Below are 19041 nucleotides of genomic sequence, written 5' to 3'. Positions count from 1 at the left end.
AGGACGTGGACATCGTCCTCTACCCGGAGGACTTCGAATTCGATGCCGCCTCCGATGAGACGATCAAAACCAACAACCAGGCCAAGACCATGGTCAACACCCTCACCAACTGGCTCATCGAGCAGGAAGACCGTGAAGAGGCCGAGGAGGCCGGTACCAGGACCCCTGCCTCGCGGCGACTGCATCTGCACTTCCTGCACGCCCCGGTGGAGATCACCGGGAACAACGGGGCCGTTGAAGGCATCCGATTCGAACGCCAGGAACTCGATGGCACCGGTAACGTGCGCGGGACCGGGGACATCGTGGACTACGACGTCCAGGCCGTCTACCGGGCCATCGGCTACTTCGGCTCGGAACTCGCGGAGGTCGGATTCGACCCGAACCGTGGCGTGATTCCGAACGAGGGCGGCCGTGTCCTGCACGATGACGGGGAGAAGATTTCGGGACTGTATGCCACCGGGTGGATCAAGCGGGGGCCGGTGGGCCTGATCGGAAGCACCAAGGGTGATGCCCTGGAAACCATTGGTAACCTGCTCGAGGATCGGCTCGAACTGCCCGCCGCGATACACCCCGATGAGCAGGCGATCATCGAACTACTCGCGGAACGCGAAGTCGCTTATACGACCTGGGAGGGTTGGGTCGCGCTGGACGCCCATGAGCATGCGCTGGGCGAGGCGGCAGGCACGGTGGAAACCAGCCGCGGGCCCGTGTCCCGCGAGCGGGTCAAAGTGGTGGAGCGCGACGAGATGGTGCGCATCTCCCAGCAACAGTAGTTCCGCGAGGCCACGAGAAAAGCCCGGGATCCCCTTGAAGGGATCCCGGGCTTTTCTGCGGGTCACCGATGGGTACCGGTGGCGGGGTGCTTAGGCCTTGCCGGACTGCTCCGACGCGCCATCGGTCGTGCCCTGATTGCCTGCTGCGTAGCCATCGCGCAGAATCTGACCGAGGTTCTCGTCCACGTTCGTCCAGTACTGGAAGAAGCGCTCACGGATGTCGTCACGGGTGATTCCTGCGACCTGGCCGAGTAGGTTGTCGTGGAAGCGCTCCTTGGACTCGGCGCTGAAAACGTCACGGTACAGCGTTCCGGCCTGGCCGAAGTCGCTGTCTTCGCTCCGCAGGGTCTGCGCGGCACGAACGAGCGTGCCGTCGGTTTCCCAGCTGCCTTCGCCGGCACGCTCCGGCTCGGCTGCCGCTCCACCGTACGAGTTCGGGGTGTAGGGGCGGGTCGTCGCGTCGTTGAAGTGGTACTGCATGTTGCCTTCGTGCATGTACGTGTTCACGTGGGCAGCGTGCGGCTGGTTGACCGGCAACTGGTTGTAGTTCGTTCCGATGCGGTTGCGCTGGGCATCCGGGTAGGAGAAGACGCGGGCCATCAGCATCTTATCGGGGCTGATATCGGTGCCCGGAACCATGTTCGACGGTGAGAAGGCGGCCTGCTCGATCTCGGCGAAGAAGTTCTGCGGGTTGCGATTCAGCGTAAAGTGGCCGACCTTCACCAGCGGGTAGTCGGCGTGCGGCCACACCTTGGTGATGTCGAAGGGGTTGAAGCGGTAGGTCTTGGCGTCTTCGTACGGCATGATCTGCACGAACACGTCCCAGGTCGGGAAGTTTCCGGCCTCGATGTTGTCGTACAGGTCGCGGCGGTAGAAGTCGGCGTCGGAGCCCGCGAGCTTCTCTGCCTCCTCGTTGTTCATGTTGTGGACGCCCTGGCGGGACTGGAAGTGGTACTGCACCCAGAAGCGCTCGCCTTCGGCGTTGATCCACTGGTAGGTGTGTGAACCGTAGCCGTTCATCTCACGCCAGGAAGTCGGCAGGCCGCGGTCGCCCATGACGTAGGTGACCTGGTGTGCGGACTCGGGGGAGAGGGTCCAGAAATCCCACTGCATGTCGGCATCACGCAGGGCTGAGCCGTTCAGGCGCTTCTGCGAGTGAATGAAGTCCGGGAACTTGATGCCATCGCGGATGAAGAACACCGGGGTGTTGTTGCCGACGATGTCGTAGTTGCCTTCGGTGGTGTAGAAACGCAGTGCGAATCCACGTACGTCACGCCAGGTGTCGGGGGAGCCCTGCTCGCCGGCCACGGAGGAGAAGCGGGCCAGGGTCTCGGACTTCGCACCGGGCTGGAAAACCGCGGCACGAGTGTACTTCGAGACGTCCTCGGTGATGGTCAGTTCGCCGAAAGCGCCGCCACCCTTGGCGTGCGGGTTGCGCTCCGGGACACGTTCGCGGTTGAACGAGGCCAGCTTCTCGACCAGGTAACGGTCATGCAAGGCGGTGACGCCATTGGCGCCGGTGGTCAGCGAATGCGCGTCGCTGGGGACGGGGGCACCGCTTTGTGTGGTGGTGAAGTTCTCAGACAAGAGGTTCTCCTTCAGGTGATGGTTTCTGGTCGATGGCTGGGCGGTCTCAGGCGACGTTCTCCGGAACCGGAGCCCCGGAACCGGCAACTTCGGTGGCCTGCGCAGATTCCCTGCAGGAAGCGCATACCCCCTGATAGACCACGTCAGCGATCTGGATGTTCATGCCATGCGTATCGGAGGGAGAGAGGCAGGGGGCGTGGCCCACCGCGCACTCGACATCCTCGATCCGTCCACAGGCCATGCACACCGCATGGTGGTGGTTGTCGTCCACGCGCGTCTCGTGCAGGGCCGCGGAGCCGGGCGGAGTAAACCGCCGCAACATCCCCAGCGCCGTGAGGTCGTTCAGCACGTTATAGACGGACTGCATGGACACCTCGGGTAACTCCTCACGCACCCCGGAAGCCACCGTGTCGGCGGAGGAGTGCGGATTCGTTTCCAAGAAGCGCAGCACGGCCAGGCGCTGGCGTGTCACGCGCAGTCCCAATTCGTGTAGCTGCTCCGTGTGATCCATACCCCTATTCAACTCCCTATTTTGATGAAGTCAAGATAGGGCACGCTAAGTCGACCGCCATTGATCAAGGGGGCTGTGTGATGCCCCGGAGGGTGTCATAGGATCAAGGGTCGGTGTGCCCGCTACTCCGGCTCTCCCGCGGTGTGATCCGCGGCTCATCCGGAACACCGGGGGAAAGCGGGCCGTTAACCAGTTAACCCGGCCGTCATCTCGATGGTCAGAAGCACTATCAAGGAGTGGAACCCGGTGCACAACCATTTCAACGGTCTCAAGACGGCCGCCCTGCTTGGCGGCATGTTCGCCCTGCTGTTGGTCATCGGATCGCTGATCGCCTCCGGGACGGGCCGCTCGTCGTTCATTTGGATCTTCGCCCTCATCGGGCTGGGGACCACGGCCTATGGGTATTGGAATAGCGATAAGATCGCCATCCGCTCCATGCAGGCCTATCCGGTGACCGAGCAGGAGCAGCCGGCGATGTACCGAATCGTCAACCAGCTCTCCATTAGTGCCGGCCAGCCGATGCCGCGGTTGTTCGTCTCCCCGACGGCGGCCCCGAATGCGTTCGCCACCGGTCGGAACCCGCAAAACGCGGCCGTCTGCTGCACCGAGGGCATCCTGAACCTGCTGGACGAACGTGAACTGCGCGGAGTGCTGGGGCATGAGCTCATGCACGTCTACAACCGGGACATCCTGACCTCTTCGGTGGCGGCCGCGGTCGCCGGGGTCGTGACCTCCGTGGCCCAATTCATGCTCTTCTTCGGCGGAGGTGACCGCCGCAATGCCAACCCACTGGCCATGATCGCGACAGCGTTGCTGGCCCCGCTGGCAGCGGCGCTGATCCAGATGGCGATCAGTCGGACCCGTGAATACGACGCCGACGAAGACGGTGCCACGTTGACCAACGATCCGCTGGCCCTGGCTTCTGCGTTGCGAAAGCTTGAAACGGGAGTCCAGCGGGCCCCGTTGCCCGAGGAGCAGAACCTGGTCAACACTTCCCACCTCATGATCGCCAATCCTTTCCTCGGTGGCGCGAAGAAGCTCTTTGCTACGCACCCGCCCATGGCCGACAGGATTGCCCGGCTGGAAAAGATGGCAGGTCGCCCGCTGGAATAGCCGGATGGATCACTGACGTCAACGGCGGGTGGGCGTTGGCAGGTCCTTGACCCTGGAACGCCCGTTTGGTCATTGGGCAAGGGTTGCGTATCGTCATGGGCATAGGTAAGGCTTACCTAGACACTTTGACGCCCATCCGGAAGCACCATAATGATCGCGAATTTTCTGATCGGCCTGCGGGAAGGGCTCGAAGCCGTTCTGATCGTCGTGCTCCTTTTGGCCTACTTGGGCAAGACCGGGCGGACCCATCTGGTACCGCGGATTATGGCAGGTGTCGGCGTCGCGGTAGCCGTATCGCTGGCCTTCGGGGCGCTGCTGACTTTCGGCCCGCGCGGCCTGACCTTCGAAGCGCAAGAGGCCATCGGCGGGACCCTCTCCCTGGTCGCCGTCGGGTTCGTCACGTGGATGATCTTCTGGATGGCCCGGACCTCACGGTCCATGGCCACCGACCTGCGCCATAAAGTAGACGGCGCGGCCGATGGGAAGGCCTGGGTGCTCGTCCTCGTTGCCGCCTTGGCCGTTGGCCGGGAGGGCTTGGAAACTGCCCTGTTCATCTGGGCTGCAGCCCGCGCCACCGGCGAGACGTGGGAACCCATCGCCGGTGCAGGGCTTGGCCTCGCCGTCGCCGTCGTCCTGGGCGCCTTGATCCACCGCGGTGCCGTCAAGATCAACTTCGCCAAGTTCTTCAGCTGGACCGGCGCGGCGTTGATCATCGTTGCTGCAGGTGTCCTGGCCTATGGCATCCACGATCTGCAGGAAGCCGGCATCCTACCGGGGCTGCATCGCCTGGCCTTCGACGTCTCCCACATCATCCCGCCCTCGAGTTGGTACGGCACCGTACTCAAGGGGGTCTTCAATTTCTCCCCGGCCACCACCTGGCTTGAGGCGACCGCATGGACAGCTTATGTCGTCCCCGTTTTCTACTTCTACTTCCGGGGCCTGCGCCGCGGGAGCCCGAAGGCCCGGACGAGTTCATCGGCCGATACCGCCGTCGGTTCAAACGCCTAAATTTACGTCGCCTCCGCGAATTCGCCTCGACCCTACAAGGATCCCCATGACCTCCAACCGCGCCCTCCCCGCTATCGCCGCCCTAGCGGTAGCCGCGCTCACTCTGGCCGGTTGCACCGATAACAATGCGACCGCAGCCGGTGGCGAGGACGGCACCATTGCGGTGACCAGCACCGATGACACCTGCGAGGTGAGCGCCGAAAGCGTGCCCGGGGGAACGCTTAAATTCTCGGTAAAAAACGAAGGATCCCAGGTCACCGAATTTTATCTGCTGGCAGAAGACGGTCTGCGCATTATTGGAGAGGTGGAGAATATCGGGCCCGGTCTGAGCCGGGACTTGGTGGTGGTGGCTCCGGAAGGAAATTACGCTACTGCTTGCAAACCAGGCATGGTCGGCGACGGCATCCGGGCGGATTTTGCTGTGGGACCGGTGCCCGAGGGCGAGGAGATCAGCGCCGACCGGGCTGCCTTGCAGGAGACCGCCACCACGCAGTACAGCGCCTACGTCAAGGATCAGACCGACCAGCTGCTGTCAGGTACCAAAAAGTTCGCCCGGGCCTTCGCGGAAGGTGACACGGAACAGGCCAAGAAGCTCTACGCATCGACGCGTATGCACTGGGAACGCATCGAGCCGGTGGCCGAATCATTCGGCGACCTGGACCCGATCCTTGACGCCCGAGAAGCCGATCTGGAGCCGGGGCAGGAGTGGACCGGTTGGCACCGGGCGGAGAAGGACCTGTGGCCGCCGAAGGGCGACTATCAGGACATGAGTTCCGCCCAACGCCAGAAGATCGCCGACCAGATGGTCGCCGATACCGAGGAGCTACAGGCCCGCACCCTGGAAGTCGAGTTCACTGCGGATGCGCTGGCCAACGGGGCCAAGGAACTCCTTGACGAGGTGGCCACGGGGAAGGTCACCGGTGAAGAGGAGATCTGGTCTCACACGGATCTTTGGGACTTCCAAGCCAACGTCGACGGGGCCCGCATCGCCTACGAGGATCTCAAACCGTTGCTCGACCAGGACGACGCGAAGCTCGATGCCAGCCTCGAAAAGAACTTCACCGCGCTGCAGAAGCTCCTGGACCAGTACAAACGTGGAGACGGGTTCGTGTACTTCGACGAATTGACCGAAACCCAGACCCAGGAACTCGCCGCTGGCGTCGACGCCTTGGCGGAACCATTATCCCGGCTCACCGCCGCGGTGGTGAAGTAGCAGCCGTGGAGGAAGAACACCTCGAAGAGGCAACGGTCCAGGAGCAGGGGCCGCCGGCCCGTGGTCTACGACGCCGGACCTTGTTCGCAGCCGCAGGCATCGGCGGCGTGGTCGGTGCTGCAGCAGGTGCCACGGGGGCCGCCGCCGTGGAACGTGTTTCCACTCCGAAAGCACAACAAGACGTCGTTCCTTTCAGGGGGGAGCACCAGGCGGGAATCGAGACCGAAGCACAGGACCGGATGCATACGGCCGCCTTCGACGTCACGACAGCTGACCGAGACGAGCTGATCTCGCTGCTGAAGGATTGGACGGCCGCGATCGAATCGATGACCGCTGGCCAGCCGGTCGGGGGCCCAAAGGGGGCCACGGGGGGCGCCTATGACGCTCCACCGGAGGACACCGGCGAAGCGTTGGATCTTCCCGCGAGCCACCTCACCGTGACCATCGGCTTTGGACGCAGCCTCTTCACCCACGGAGGGAAGGACCGTTTCGGGTTGGGCGATCGGATGCCCGAGGCGCTGATCGAGCTACCGCACTTTCCCGGTGACGCGCTGGAAGAACACCGTAGTGATGGTGATCTGGTGGTCCAGGCCTGCGCCGACGATCCGCAAATCGCCGTCCACGCCGTCCGCAACCTGGCGCGGATCGGCTTCGGTCGTGCTCGTGTGCGGTGGAGCCAAATCGGCTTCGGACGCACGTCCTCCACCTCGACCGACCAGGTCACCGCACGAAACCTCTTCGGCTTCAAAGATGGGACCGCGAACGTCAAATCGCAGGAAACCCAGGCCGTGGCCGACCACGTGTGGGTCTCAGGGGCCACGGGCGGACAAGCGTGGATGAATGCCGGGACCTATATGGTGGCTCGCCGGATCCGGATGCACATTGAAACCTGGGACCGCACCTCGTTGCGCGAACAAGAACTGGACATCGGACGGACCAAACGAGAAGGTGCACCCCTTTCGGGCGGCGCCGAGTTCGACGAACCCGACTTCGATATGAAGGGTTCCGCAGGTCCATTGATTGCGGGGGACTCACATGTCGCCCTGGCCCATCCGAGCCGGAACGGGGGTGTGAGGATGCTGCGCCGCGGATTCAACTACACGGACGGCTCCGATGGTCTGGGGCGGCTCGACGCTGGTCTGTTCTTCATTGCCTACGTGGTGGATCCGCGTACCCACTACGTGCCGATGCAAATGGCCATGGCCAAGAACGATCTACTGGTTGAGTATCTGAAACACACGGGGTCAGGTCTCTTTGCCGTTCCCCCAGGGGTGACCGACCCGGATGGCTACCTGGGCGAAGGCCTGTTCAAGTCAGCGACGTAAAATCGCGTCGAAGCCAGGTTTCATGAGTGGCCGGAGGTCTCTCGCGAGTGGGTGCACGCGAGATTGATCCGTTGCTTCTGTCCCATACCCGCGCCGCTGCTCCTGACAGCACCCGACGGTGCGCCATATAACGCAAACACTCGTAGGCAGGAGCAAAAACTGTCACTGGTATTCCGTAGTAATGCATCATTGAAGTGGCGGCAGTAACTTCCTAGACTCAGTGTGTTGAATCATTGGAAAACGGCGGCAATTAACGCACGGTGCGGTCCTACGGAGACGACGGTAGGTCCGCGACAACGCTCAGGAGACGATGATTGTGAAACACGCAAGACTCATCATCAGCACATTGTCGGTGGGAGCTGTTCTCGTCGGTAGCAGCGCCTGTATTTCAGAACCCGAATCCGCGCCAGCCAGCTCGAGCGAAGTCCAGGGAAGTAATTCCTCTGGACCGGCAACCGAAACAGCGCAGCAGACGCCCCCACCCCAAGCGGAAGAGCTCTACCCCGCCCTGAAACGCACACCGGGTGAGGATGATCAGCTGCCCGCAAAGGCCGACCTCGGAAACATCAACCGCGACAGTGTTCGCTGGCTGGGTAGTTCGTCGTATACCGCACAATTTATAGCCACCGACTCGGAGGACAACCTCTGCTTCATCGCCTGGGCGACCCCGGGCCACGGGGATGCTACCCCGGTGGATTACGGAAGCCCCGGAATCCAATGCAGCACGATTCCGGAGGTCCAGCAACAGGGGCTCTCAGTACGCGTGGATCAGGGCGAGGGCTCTGATGGTCTGGTGGCCCACCTGCTCCCACCGGACATGGAGATGCCACAAGTGAAAAAGACCATTCTGGCGATCCCCGGAAACCATCAGGACCTCCGGCCACCCGTGGAAATCATGGACAACGTTGATCACTCGATCACGCTCGCCATGGGTACTGAGACCGCCGATGACTTGGGCGGCATTGAAATCCCGCGTCCGGACGGCGAAACCTTGACGTTGACCTCCCCACCGGAGACGGACAACTAACGGCCGGGGCCATCAACTGATCTCTCGTTAAACCTGAAGCCCAGATGCTGCGGGGCCGCCATCCAGCAGGACGGCGGCCCCGCAGCGTGCGTGAGGTGAAGAGCTAGCGGAAGTTCACGAACTGCAAGTCAACATCCTCGAATTTGCGCAGCATCTCCATCGTCGCCTGCAGATCATCGCGGGACTTTGAAGAGACCCGCAGCTCGTCGCCCTGGATGGTGGACTTCACGCCCTTGGGTGCTTCGTCACGGATCTGCTTATTGATCTTCTTCGCGACGTCCTGGGCGATCCCCTCCTTGATGGAGGCCTCGATCCGGTACTCCTTGCCCGAGGCGTAAGGTTCGCCCGCGTCCAAGGACTTCAATGAGATCTTTCGCTTGACCAGTTTGGACTGGAAGACGTCCAACACTGCCTTGACACGTTCTTCTGAACTGGCTTTCAACAAGATGTTGTCGCCGCTGAAGTCGAGTTCGGCTCCGACGCCCTTGAAGTCATAGCGCTGCGAGATCTCCTTTTGGGCCTGGTTCATCGCGTTCGAAACTTCCTGGCTGTCGACCTTGCTCACGACATCGAATGTGGATTCACTGGCCACAAGTCCTCCTCAAGTTGATTTCCTGCATTGGCCTCCAGCCTATCGGCAGGGGCGCACTGGGGCACCCCATCAAGGCGCCGGGAGCCAGGCTTCAGCACGTCGCCGGAGCCCGGTTGGAAAGCCGATTCGATTCTTGGCAGGAATTTCGGTAAAGTTTCTACTCGTTCCATTACGGAACTTCGGGCAGATTTCCCGAGTGGCCAAAGGGGGCTGACTGTAAATCAGCTAGCATCGCTTTCACTGGTTCGAATCCAGTATCTGCCACCCACGGTCCCAGCGCGGACCGCTGAAAACCCCGGACTCACGAGTCCGGGGTTTTCTCATGTCCGGAACCGGCCCGCGCAGAGATAGGTCAAGTGACGAGCTTCAGGCGGCCAGCTCGTTGCCGACGTGCCTGATGTACAGATCCCACAGGATGAGATGTGCATCCCGACTGGCTTTCATGACGGTCCCATAGTGGGCCCATTGCCACGCGGTCGCACCATTGGAATCCGGGGGAGCCGGGGGACAATCGCCAGGGGTCCACCACCCGGCAGGAGACCAGAGGGCGTGGATCGGGCCGGCGCTCGTGGCAGCCGAGGAGCAGTCGTCCAGCGGATGGGGAAGCCGCATGCGTCGTTGGATTCGTGGGGCTTCACCGACAGCAAAAATCTCGGACTTGGATACCTCCATCACCTGAGGCATGAGTCGTTGATATTCATCGGCCAGTTCGCAGCTGGCCCGGATGGACTCCCGCAGAAGTTCACCTTCAATCACGAACAGCAGTGTGCAGCGTGGCATGTGCGTTCCTCCTTCAGGGTCGATTCCCTCTAGAAATGAGCCTAGGTAGATGCCATGGCCCGGCACAGGGGGAGCGCCAAGCTGTGGAAAACCCCTCCACCGAACGACGCCGGGGCAGACATGCGGCAGGACGGGAGGCTACCGTGGAGGTATGGCTACCATCGACATCACCGAAGAACAGTTCCAGCAGACCATCCAGGACAACGACATCGTCTTCGTCGATTTCTGGGCCTCCTGGTGCGGACCCTGCAAGCAGTTCGCCCCGATCTTCGCCGCCGCCTCGGAAAAGCATGACGGCATCACCTTCGCCAAGGTGGACACCGAAGCCGAGCAAGGCCTAGCAGCGGCGGCGGGGATCACCTCGATTCCCACGCTCATGGCCTTCCGCGACCGCGTGCTGGTGTTTTCCCAGCCCGGCGCCATCGGGTCCTCCCAGTTCGATGACCTGATCGAGGCGGTCAAGGGCATCGACATGCAGGAAGTCCATGCCCAGCTCGCCGAACAGACCCCCGGCCAGTAGCGTAGGACGTCCCTCGGGGAGGGGCGCGAGAGGCCAGCTCGGGGCTGATATGTTGTGGATCACAGACAGTTGGACCGCAATCCCTGAAAGGTGCCGTCGATGATGGATACCGAGAACCCCGCTAGCGCCGATTCCTACACTCACGGGGGCAACGTTCCCGCGGTTCTGGAGCAGAGCATCGGGGAGAACTTCCGATCGGTGGCGGCCCGGTTCCCTGAATATCCGGCCGTCATCGAGGTAGCAACGGGACGCAGCTGGACCTATGCACAGATGGACCGGGCCACCGACCAGCTCGCCCGAGCCTTGATTTCTGCGGGGATCGGCATCGGTGACCGGCTGGGTATCTGGAGCCCGAACTGTGCCGAGTGGACGCTGCTGCAATACGCGACCGCCAAGGCGGGCATCATTCTGGTGAATGTGAACCCTGCCTACCGCCTGGAGGAACTCTCCTTCGTCGTCGGGCAATGCGGCATGCGGGCTCTGGCCGTCGCACCCTCGGACCAGAGCAGTGACTACACCGCGATGGCCCGGACCGTGGCCGCACAGGACAACCCGCTGCAGGATCTGATCCATCTGCCGCGCCCGGACGGCCTTGATCCCACCGGATGGGATGCTTCGGCGGATGTCGCCCAGAACCCCGGACGGGAGTTCACTTGGGAGTCCTTACTGGAGCTGGCAGATCAAACACCGCAGGCGAGCCTTGAAGCGACCTTGAAGTCCCTGGATCCCCATGATGCGATCAACCTGCAATACACCTCGGGGACCACCGGATTTCCCAAGGGTGCGACCTTAAGCCACCACAACATCCTGAACAACGGCTTCCATATCGCCGAATTGCTCGGCTACACCGAGAACGACCGGGTGGTGCTGCCCGTCCCGTTCTTCCACTGCTTCGGCATGGTGATCGGCAACCTGGGGGCGCTCTCCCATGGGGCGGCAACCGTCTTGCCGGGGCGGGCCTTCAAACCAGAGGAGACCCTGCACGCCGTGCAGGCCCATGGAGGCACCAGCCTGTACGGGGTGCCCACGATGTTCATCGCCGAACTCGCCCTTCCCGATTTCGCCGACTACGACCTGACCACCCTGCGTACCGGGGTCATGGCCGGGTCGACCTGCCCGGAGGAGGTGATGGAGCGGGTGATCTCCGAGATGAACATGACTGAAGTGGCCATTTGCTACGGAATGACCGAAACCTCGCCGGTCTCCACGATGACCCGCACCGACGATTCCTTGGAACGCCGCACCCAGACCGTCGGCAGGACCATGCCCCAACTCGAATCCAAGGTCGTTGACCCGGTCTCCGGAAAGGTGGTTCCCCGGGGCTCGACCGGCGAATTGTGCACGCGGGGCTACGCCGTGATGAAGGGTTACTGGGGGGAACCAGAGAAAACGGCCGCGGCGATCGACGCCGACGGATGGATGCATACCGGGGATCTGGCCTCGATGGACCAGGACGGCTATCTTCGGGTCGAGGGGCGAATCAAGGACCTGATCATCCGTGGCGGCGAGAATGTTTCGCCCCGGGAAATCGAGGAGTTCCTCTACCGACACCCCGATGTCCAGGACGTCCAGGTCATTGGTGTTCCCGACGAGAAATACGGGGAGGAGATCATGGCCTGCATCATTCTGCACGAAGGGGCCCCGGAGATGACCCTGGAAACGGTGCGCGAATACTGTGGCGGGCGGATCGCCCACTATAAGATCCCCCGCTACGTACAAATCCGCAGCAGTTTTCCGATGACGATCTCCGGGAAGATCCGCAAGGTGGAGATGCGTCAGGAAGCCATCAGGATGGTCGCCGGGAACTAGCCCGCGGTGCCGACCTTAGCGGTCACGGTGATCCATCGGCGCCAGCCGGGGTCCGAAGGACGATTTGCGGAATCCTGTCAGCCCGATCAGTCGGACCACGCGTTGGCGATGCCCAGAGTAGGGGGCCAGCAGCCGTAGCATCCCCGCATCGTCGGTCGCCGTGCCGGCCAGTGCATGGCCGACGTAGGCAGGCAGATGGAAATCACCGATGGACACAGCATCGGGGTGACCATGGCTGCGCTGCACGGTTTCTGCGGCAGTCCACGGGCCGATCCCCGGAAGCGACTGCAATTTCCCACCCGGATCCTGAGCGAGGTCGAGGGCGCCGAGCCGGTTGATGCCGGCTGCCGCTTCGGCCGCCCGGAGCACGGTCCGACGGCGGGAATCGTCAACCCGGGCCCGATGCCAGTCCCATCCTCCGATGAGGCGCAGGCGGCGGGCCCCGGGGGCGATCGCCAACCCCTCGGGCGCCGGACCGGGAGCCGGGGCACCGAAATGGGAGACGAGATACCGCCAGGCGTGGCGGGCTTCGATGGTGGTGACCTTCTGTTCGAGGATGACCGGCACCAAGGCGTCGAAGACCCGCGCCGTCGAGGGCAGGCGGAAGCCGGGATTCCGCCGTCGTGCCTCGCCGATCCAGTCGGGTAAATCTTCCCGCGGGCCCACGTCGAAACCTGACCAGTCATCCTCCGCGCCCAGCAAGGCAGGGGCCGACAGGACGGCCCGGGAGGCCCCGGGACCCCAAGCCCGCAGGGAAATCCTCGGCCCCTCAAGGGGACCATCGGCTTGCCGGGCGCCGCTACGGTGCAGCATCACCAGCAAGGTGGCCGCTCCCTCCCCGGTTTCGAAACACAACCAGGCCCGGTCCGCGCCCACCCGGGTGCACGGATCATGAGTGCCCCGCTGGAGGACACCGAGCGTCGCTGCCAGGTCGTATCCCCGCGGAGCGGACCACTGGCCGTAGGCCTCCGGGGCGTCCACCGGGCCGGTCGGGCGCAGCAGGGCGGCCGGTGCCGGGTAGCCGGGAGCTGCACTGGGGGTCATCCCCCGATGATCCCACCGACGCGCGCCAAGACCCAGCCGGTGGTGCGTGCCCGGTCCATGACTTAGGGTTTCGTCCGACCCGGGAACCGCGGTAGCCCGGCGGTAGAGTCGGTTCCATGAAATACGCGGAATCCGTTCTGGAGCTCATCGGCAACACCCCGTTGGTGAAGCTGTCCAAGGTCACCGAGGGTGTCCGGGCCACGATCCTGGTGAAGGTCGAATACTTGAATCCGGGAGGCTCCATCAAGGACCGGATTGCGTTGAAGATGATCGAGGACGCGGAAAAATCCGGAAAACTGGCACCCGGCGGCACGGTGGTCGAACCGACGTCGGGAAACACCGGCGTCGGACTGGCCCTGGTGGCCCAAGCCAAGGGGTATCAGACGATATCCGTGGCCCCCGATAAGGTGGGCGCCGAAAAACTTGATGTCCTGCGCGCCTACGGGGCCCAGGTCGTGGTGACCCCGACGTCGGTGGCCCCGGATTCACCCGAGTCCTATTACGGGGTCTCCGACCGGCTGGTCCGGGACATCCCCGGTGCCTATAAACCAGACCAGTTCTCCAATTCCGCGGCACCCGCCAGCCACTACGCCTCCACGGGCCCCGAGATTTGGAACGACACCGACGGAAAAGTGACCCATGTGGTCATCGGCGCCGGCACCGGGGGAACCATCACCGGTACCGGGCGTTATCTCCAGGAGGTTTCGGCGGACCGCACCACCGGTCAGGTCAGGGTCATTGCCGCGGACCCCGACGGATCCGTGTACTCCGGGGGAACCGGAAGGCCCTATTTCGTCGAAGGTGTCGGGGAGGATATGTGGCCGGGGAACTACGACCCCGCGATCCCGGATGAGGTCATCGCCGTGGACGACGCTGACTCGTTCGCGATGACCCGCCGGTTGGCCCGCGAGGAAGGCCTGCTGGTCGGAGGTTCTTCCGGTATGGCGGTCGTGGCCGCGCTGCGGGCGGCGCAGGACCTCGAGGAAGACGCCGTCGTGGTGGTCATCCTGCCCGACGGCGGACGCGGTTACCTGGCGAAGATCTTCAACGACTCGTGGATGAAGTCCTATGGGTTCATCACCGACGGTGAGGAGGGGACCGTGGCGGAGGTGTTGGCCGGCAAGACCGGCACCCTGCCGGAGTTGATCCACACTCATCCGGGGGAATCGGTGCGCGACGTGATCAACATCATGAACGAGTACGGTGTCTCGGTGCTGCCCGTCCTCTCCGCCGAGCCCCCGGTGCGTCTGGGAGAAGTCGTTGGCAGCGTCGACGAACGTGAGCTCACCGCCCTGCTCTTCTCCGGTGCAGCCACCTTGACCGAGGCGGTCTCCGAACATGTTGGCGATCCCATTCCGCTGATTGGTGCCGGAGAAACGATCGGTGCTGCTCGTCTCCACTTGCAGGAAGCCAACGCTTTGCTGGTCACCCACAACGGCGGCCCCGTGGGCGTGCTGACCCGACAGGACCTGCTGAACCACCTGAACCACTGACCCACCCCTCCAGCGAAAGGCAGAACTTCCATGAGCAGCCCGACCAACGGCTTCAACACTCGTGCCATCCACGCGGGACAAGCCTTCGAACCGCGCACCGGCGCCGTCGTGCCGCCCGTACATTTCTCCACCACCTATGCCCAGGACGGCATCGGCGGATTGCGCGACGGCTATGAATACGGCCGCGGTACCAACCCGACCCGTGATGCGCTGCAGGAGCAGCTGGCGGCCGTGGAAAACGGGGCCCACGCCTTCACGTTCGCCTCCGGCCTGGCCGCCGAGGATTCGTTGATCCGGGCGCTGACCCGCCCAGGAGACCACATTGTGCTCGGCAACGACGCCTACGGCGGAACCTACCGACTGATCTCAGGCATCTTCGGGGACTGGGGCATCGGCAATACCCCCGTGGACATGGCAGACCCCCAGGCGCTGGCCGCAGCCATCGCGGCCAGCCAGACCGCCCTCGTCTGGCTGGAAACGCCCTCGAATCCGATGATGAAGATCACCGATATCGCCGCCGTCGCGCAGGCAACGCACGACGCCGGTGCCCTGCTGGTCGTGGACAACACCTTTGCATCGCCGTACCTGCAGCAGCCGTTGGATCTGGGAGCCGATGTGGTGGTCCACTCGACCACCAAATACATCGGGGGACACTCCGACGTCGGTGGCGGAGCGGTGATCGTCAAGGATGCCGGGCTGGCGGAGAAGATCGGTTTCCTGCAGTTCGCCGCCGGGGCGGTCAACGGACCATTAGACGCCTTCTTGACCACTCGTGGCTTGAAGACCTTGGGGGTGCGGATGGATCGGCATTGCCGGAACGCACAAACCGTCGCCGAATGGCTGCTGGGCCGTCCCGAAGTCGAAAAGGTCCTCTACCCGGGTCTGAAGGACCATCCGGGCCACGAATTGGCGGCATCACAGATGAGCGGCTTCGGTGGCATGGTTTCGGTGCAGTTCACCGGAGGCGAGACGGCCGCGCGGAAAATTGCGGAGTCCACCCAGGTCTTCACCCTTGCCGAATCGCTCGGCGGCATCGAATCGTTGATGAACTACCCGGCGGAGATGACCCACGCCTCGGTGAAAGGCACCGAACTGGAGGTTCCTGCGAACCTGCTGCGCCTGTCCTGCGGGATCGAAGACGTTCAGGACCTGATCGCCGACCTCGAACGCGCCTTCAGCCAGCTGTAACCGAACCGGCTGCCCCGCCCCCAGAGCGGGGCAGCCGAACCTAATCCGTGGCGTCCGGGACCCCGGCCGACGGGGCGGGGTTCTCCTCCTCGAGCCATGACCGGATGGACTCGGCATCGGCGTTGAGCAGGGGAGGGGACGTATGGGCGGTGCGGGTGGTCTCCTCGGCGGTCGCCGCGTCGAAGAACCGTAGCGGCGGGCCGGGCAGCTGGATCGTCCCGAGCACCGGATGCTCGACGTCGACCAGCAGACCCTGGGATTTCACCTGCTCCCAGGCATAAACCTCATCCAGGGTCCTGACCTTTCCTGCAGGCACCCCTGCCTCGTTCAGCTTCTCCAACAGCTCGGCAGGAGCATAGGCACTGAAGGCGTCCTCGATCACGGTAATGAGCTTCTCACGGTGGTGGACGCGCTCGGCATTGGTGGCGAAGTCGGGGTCCTCTCCATCGATGCCGAAGGCCCCGGTCAAGGCCTTCCAGAGTTTATGACTACCAACGCTGATCTGGACGTTGCCGCCGCGGCAGGCAAAAAGACCGTAGGGGGCGATCGAGGGGTGGTGGTTACCTTGGGCCCTCGGGACCTCCCCGGCGACCGTGGCCCGGGTGCCCTGAAAAGCGTGCACACCGATGGCCGATGCCAAGAGCGAGGTCCGCACGACCTGGCCGCGACCGGTCTTCTCCCGTTCCAGCAGGGCAGCCAAGACCCCGTAGGCGCCGTACATCCCCGACAGCAGGTCGGTGATCGGCACGCCGACGCGTTGGGGATCATCCGGCCCGGAACCGGTCAGGGACATCAGCCCCGCCTCCCCCTGGACGATCTGGTCGTAGCCGCTGCGCTTCGCCTCCGGACCGTCATGGCCGAAGCCGGTGATGGAGAGGATGACGAGCCGGGGGTTGAGCTCCTGCAACGTCTCCATGGAGAACCCCAACCGGGTGAGCACCCCCGACCTGAAGTTTTCCAGCAGGGCGTCCGACCGGCGGATCAACGCGGTCAACGTGGCCCGGCCCTCCTCGGATTTGAGATCGAGGGACAGGGATTCTTTATTGCGGTTGCAGGACAGGAAATAGGTGGCCTGCGGGTCGTCCTCGGGACCCACGAAGGGTGGGCCCCAAATCCGGGTGTCATCCCCGGTATCGGGGGTTTCGACCTTGATGACCCGGGCCCCGAGGTCTCCGAGCATCATGCCGGCATGAGGTCCGGCCAACGCCCGGGTCAGATCCAGAACGGTGTAGCCGGCCAACGGGCCGCCGGCGGTCGAGGGGGACGGTGCATTCGTGGGGGACACGAGGGCTCCTTTCGAAAGAGTGGAGAGAAACTACGGGCGGGCCACAGCCCGGTCGACGACGACTGGAAGGCGGGTCCTGGCATCGAACTCCATGACCTTCCGGCCACCGATGAACACCTGCTGGGCCCGCTGCATCACGTCCAACGGGTCCCCCGACCACAACACCAGGTCGGCGTCCTTGCCCGCTTCGATGGAACCGAGGCGATCCGAGAGGCCGAGCACGCGGGCCGGGTTGATGGTGATCGAGCGCAGCGCCGTCACCGGGTCCAGCCCTTCCTTCACCGCCAGGGTGCACTGGTGGACCAGGAAGTTGATCGGCACCACCGGGTGGTCGGTAATCACGGAGATCTCTACCCCGGCGTCGTGCAATTTTCCCGGGTTGGCCAGTGAACGCCCGCGCAATTCGACCTTGGATTTGGTGGTGAACAACGGACCAATCAACACCGGGATCTTGCGTTCTGCCAACAGGTCGGCAATCAGATGGGCCTCGGTGCCGTGGTCGATGACCAGGTCGTAACCGAACTCATCGGCCAAACGGATGGCGGTGGCCACATCATCGGTCCGGTGGCAATGCTGACGCCAGGGGATTTCTCGGCGCAGCACCATCGCCAGGGCTTCCATGCGCGGATCGATGGCTTCGGAGTCGGCCTTGGCCATGTAGTTTTGTGCCTCGATGAAGGCCTTGCGGATCACCATGGCGGTGCCCAGCCGGGTGGAAGGGGTCTGCTTCTTCTCCCCGTAAACACGTTTGGGGTTCTCTCCGAGGGCCGACTTCAGGCCGCTGGGGGAGCGCAGCACCATCTCGTCGATATAGCGGCCATGTGTGTGGATGGCCACGGCCAGCCCGCCGACCGGGTTCCCGGATCCGGGGTTGACGTTGACCGTGGTGATGCCCCCGGCCAGCGCATCGTCGAAGCCGGGGTCGAAAGGATCCACCGCGTCGATGGCGCGGACCGCCGCCATGATCGGGTCGGTCATTTCGTTCACGTCGGCACTGGCGCCACCCTCCCCTTCGGGGTGCATACCCAAATGGACGTGGGCGTCGATGAACCCCGGCAGCAGCCATTGGCCGTTCGCGTCGACGATGTCCGCGCCGGCGGGAACGACGATATCTGGGCCGCTGGCCTCGATTTTGCCGTCACGGACGATGACCGCCCCGTCATAGGGTTCGGACTCGATGGGGACGACGTGCGCGTTGATGATGGCCAGCAGACTCATGGGTGAAGCCCTTTCGAAGCGGTGACGGGATGCCCCGAGCCTATCGCCCCACCGTGAGCTGCGACACGGTGTGTTCGAGCTACTTCGGAGGAAGGCTGCGCAGGGCACGGCGCTGGGCCTTGCGCTCGGCCCGTGCTGCCCTGGACTGCTCCTTGAAATAGGCCAGGCTCGGCGGCAACCAGAGCAGGACGACGCCGATGAGCAGGGTCGCCCCGATGACCCCGAGTCGGGGGCCGCGCAGGATCAGTGGAACCCCGCCGATGAGTCCGATGGTCGTCAGCCAGGCGCGCCCAGCCAGTTTTCCGCGGGAGAGGCGCCAGGCGCCGTAACCAACGCCGAGGCCCAGTAGGGCCAGCAGCACTCCGAGTGCCACGAGCCCCGACGGGCCGCGGTCGTCCAAGAGTTTGGAGTTCCCCCACGAGGCGATGCCCAGACCCAGCAGGGCGGCTGCCAGCACGGTCCACCAGCCGACGGCCAGTCGCAGGGTGAGGGGAAGTTTGTTCACGCCTGCCAGCTTACTGGGTGTGCCCAACCGCACAGCGTTCGGCCCGTCGT

17 protein-coding genes, 1 tRNA gene and 1 pseudogene are annotated in these 19041 nt (G+C 63.7%); 11 read left to right on the top strand and 8 right to left on the bottom strand.

The features are described 5' to 3' along the window. Positions 1 to 773 (top strand): annotated as a pseudogene (locus FM101_RS09935) (pyridine nucleotide-disulfide oxidoreductase); the annotation flags it as partial. 90 nt (positions 774 to 863) lie between these two features. Here FM101_RS09935 and FM101_RS09930 read toward each other — a convergent pair. Both FM101_RS09930 and FM101_RS09925 read right to left on the bottom strand, forming a co-directional pair. After that, entirely contained in the window at positions 864 to 2360 is a 1497-nt protein-coding gene (locus FM101_RS09930; RefSeq protein WP_086999073.1) for a catalase, read from the bottom strand. A gap of 46 nt (positions 2361 to 2406) precedes the next feature. Then, on the bottom strand, positions 2407 to 2871 hold the full coding sequence (locus FM101_RS09925) for a Fur family transcriptional regulator (RefSeq protein ID WP_086999070.1): 465 nt from the start codon (positions 2869 to 2871) through the stop codon (positions 2407 to 2409). A gap of 246 nt (positions 2872 to 3117) precedes the next feature. On the opposite strand from FM101_RS09925, the gene htpX reads away from it, so the two are divergent. The 5 genes from htpX (at position 3118) to FM101_RS09900 (ending at position 8557) form a co-directional block, all read left to right on the top strand. After that, a complete protein-coding gene (htpX, locus tag FM101_RS09920; protein ID WP_086999068.1) occupies positions 3118 to 3984 on the top strand; it encodes a zinc metalloprotease HtpX in 867 nt (288 codons plus the stop codon). A gap of 150 nt (positions 3985 to 4134) precedes the next feature. Beyond that, positions 4135 to 4992: an iron uptake transporter permease EfeU gene (gene efeU / locus FM101_RS09915; RefSeq protein WP_086999065.1), complete on the top strand. Its 858-nt coding sequence runs from the start codon at positions 4135 to 4137 to the stop codon at positions 4990 to 4992. A gap of 46 nt (positions 4993 to 5038) precedes the next feature. Then, positions 5039 to 6205, top strand: a complete 1167-nt coding sequence (gene efeO / locus FM101_RS09910) for an iron uptake system protein EfeO (RefSeq protein ID WP_086999062.1) — start codon at positions 5039 to 5041, stop codon at positions 6203 to 6205. Positions 6206 to 6210: 5 nt separating this feature from the next. Further along, the gene (efeB, locus tag FM101_RS09905) at positions 6211 to 7530 is read left to right on the top strand and encodes an iron uptake transporter deferrochelatase/peroxidase subunit (RefSeq protein ID WP_198962395.1); all 1320 of its coding nucleotides are present in this window, start codon (positions 6211 to 6213) and stop codon (positions 7528 to 7530) included. Positions 7531 to 7846: 316 nt separating this feature from the next. Continuing rightward, a complete protein-coding gene (locus FM101_RS09900) occupies positions 7847 to 8557 on the top strand; it encodes a hypothetical protein (RefSeq protein WP_158225903.1) in 711 nt (236 codons plus the stop codon). 103 nt (positions 8558 to 8660) lie between these two features. Here the strand turns inward: FM101_RS09900 and FM101_RS09895 are convergent, their stop codons facing one another. After that, positions 8661 to 9149 carry a YajQ family cyclic di-GMP-binding protein gene (locus tag FM101_RS09895; RefSeq protein WP_086999056.1) on the bottom strand — a complete coding sequence of 163 codons (489 nt, stop codon included), beginning with the start codon at positions 9147 to 9149 and terminating at the stop codon, positions 8661 to 8663. Between the two features lie 182 nt (positions 9150 to 9331). Between FM101_RS09895 and FM101_RS09890 the strand changes: the two genes are divergently transcribed. Next, positions 9332 to 9413 (top strand) — tRNA-Tyr (locus FM101_RS09890). Between the two features lie 102 nt (positions 9414 to 9515). On the opposite strand, the gene FM101_RS09885 is transcribed toward FM101_RS09890, so the two are convergent. Continuing rightward, positions 9516 to 9929, bottom strand: a complete 414-nt coding sequence (locus FM101_RS09885; RefSeq protein ID WP_086999054.1) for a hypothetical protein — start codon at positions 9927 to 9929, stop codon at positions 9516 to 9518. 151 nt (positions 9930 to 10080) lie between these two features. Between FM101_RS09885 and trxA the strand changes: the two genes are divergently transcribed. Both trxA and FM101_RS09875 read left to right on the top strand, forming a co-directional pair. Beyond that, complete coding sequence (trxA, locus tag FM101_RS09880) at positions 10081 to 10449, top strand: thioredoxin (RefSeq protein WP_086999051.1); 369 nt, start codon at positions 10081 to 10083, stop codon at positions 10447 to 10449. Between the two features lie 99 nt (positions 10450 to 10548). Beyond that, on the top strand, positions 10549 to 12258 hold the full coding sequence (locus FM101_RS09875; RefSeq protein WP_428844156.1) for an AMP-binding protein: 1710 nt from the start codon (positions 10549 to 10551) through the stop codon (positions 12256 to 12258). Positions 12259 to 12273: 15 nt separating this feature from the next. Here FM101_RS09875 and FM101_RS09870 read toward each other — a convergent pair whose 3' ends face one another. After that, a complete protein-coding gene (locus FM101_RS09870) occupies positions 12274 to 13302 on the bottom strand; it encodes a DNA-3-methyladenine glycosylase family protein (RefSeq protein WP_241895306.1) in 1029 nt (342 codons plus the stop codon). A gap of 116 nt (positions 13303 to 13418) precedes the next feature. Between FM101_RS09870 and FM101_RS09865 the strand changes: the two genes are divergently transcribed. Together FM101_RS09865 and FM101_RS09860 are read left to right on the top strand one after the other, a co-directional pair. Then, complete coding sequence (locus FM101_RS09865) at positions 13419 to 14795, top strand: cystathionine beta-synthase (RefSeq protein WP_086999048.1); 1377 nt, start codon at positions 13419 to 13421, stop codon at positions 14793 to 14795. 30 nt (positions 14796 to 14825) lie between these two features. Beyond that, complete coding sequence (locus FM101_RS09860) at positions 14826 to 15983, top strand: cystathionine gamma-synthase (RefSeq protein WP_086999045.1); 1158 nt, start codon at positions 14826 to 14828, stop codon at positions 15981 to 15983. Between the two features lie 40 nt (positions 15984 to 16023). Here the strand turns inward: FM101_RS09860 and FM101_RS09855 are convergent, their stop codons facing one another. The 3 genes from FM101_RS09855 to FM101_RS15740 form a co-directional block, all read right to left on the bottom strand. Then, entirely contained in the window at positions 16024 to 17268 is a 1245-nt protein-coding gene (locus FM101_RS09855; protein WP_086999042.1) for a CaiB/BaiF CoA transferase family protein, read from the bottom strand. Positions 17269 to 17298: 30 nt separating this feature from the next. Beyond that, a complete protein-coding gene (locus FM101_RS09850) occupies positions 17299 to 18486 on the bottom strand; it encodes an amidohydrolase (protein WP_086999039.1) in 1188 nt (395 codons plus the stop codon). A 79-nt stretch (positions 18487 to 18565) separates the two neighbouring features. Further along, on the bottom strand, positions 18566 to 18991 hold the full coding sequence (locus FM101_RS15740) for a hypothetical protein (protein WP_158225902.1): 426 nt from the start codon (positions 18989 to 18991) through the stop codon (positions 18566 to 18568). Positions 18992 to 19041 lie beyond the last annotated feature (50 nt).

It is taken from the genome of Arthrobacter rhombi (assembly GCF_900163545.1).
Lineage (GTDB): Bacteria > Actinomycetota > Actinomycetes > Actinomycetales > Micrococcaceae > Arthrobacter_H > Arthrobacter_H rhombi_A.
Note: the sequence above shows the minus strand (reverse complement) of the source record. Positions and strands in the feature narration are given on the sequence as shown.

Coding starts and splice junctions, on each gene's coding strand:
- FM101_RS09870 (WP_241895306.1), bottom strand. CDS start 13,302: ATGACCCCCAGTGCAGCTCCCGGCTACCCGGCACCGGCCGCCCTGCTG.
- trxA (WP_086999051.1), top strand. CDS start 10,081: ATGGCTACCATCGACATCACCGAAGAACAGTTCCAGCAGACCATCCAG.
- efeU (WP_086999065.1), top strand. CDS start 4,135: ATGATCGCGAATTTTCTGATCGGCCTGCGGGAAGGGCTCGAAGCCGTT.
- FM101_RS09875 (WP_428844156.1), top strand. CDS start 10,549: ATGATGGATACCGAGAACCCCGCTAGCGCCGATTCCTACACTCACGGG.
- FM101_RS09925 (WP_086999070.1), bottom strand. CDS start 2,871: ATGGATCACACGGAGCAGCTACACGAATTGGGACTGCGCGTGACACGC.
- FM101_RS09860 (WP_086999045.1), top strand. CDS start 14,826: ATGAGCAGCCCGACCAACGGCTTCAACACTCGTGCCATCCACGCGGGA.
- FM101_RS09850 (WP_086999039.1), bottom strand. CDS start 18,486: ATGAGTCTGCTGGCCATCATCAACGCGCACGTCGTCCCCATCGAGTCC.
- FM101_RS09885 (WP_086999054.1), bottom strand. CDS start 9,929: ATGCCACGCTGCACACTGCTGTTCGTGATTGAAGGTGAACTTCTGCGG.
- efeO (WP_086999062.1), top strand. CDS start 5,039: ATGACCTCCAACCGCGCCCTCCCCGCTATCGCCGCCCTAGCGGTAGCC.
- FM101_RS09865 (WP_086999048.1), top strand. CDS start 13,419: ATGAAATACGCGGAATCCGTTCTGGAGCTCATCGGCAACACCCCGTTG.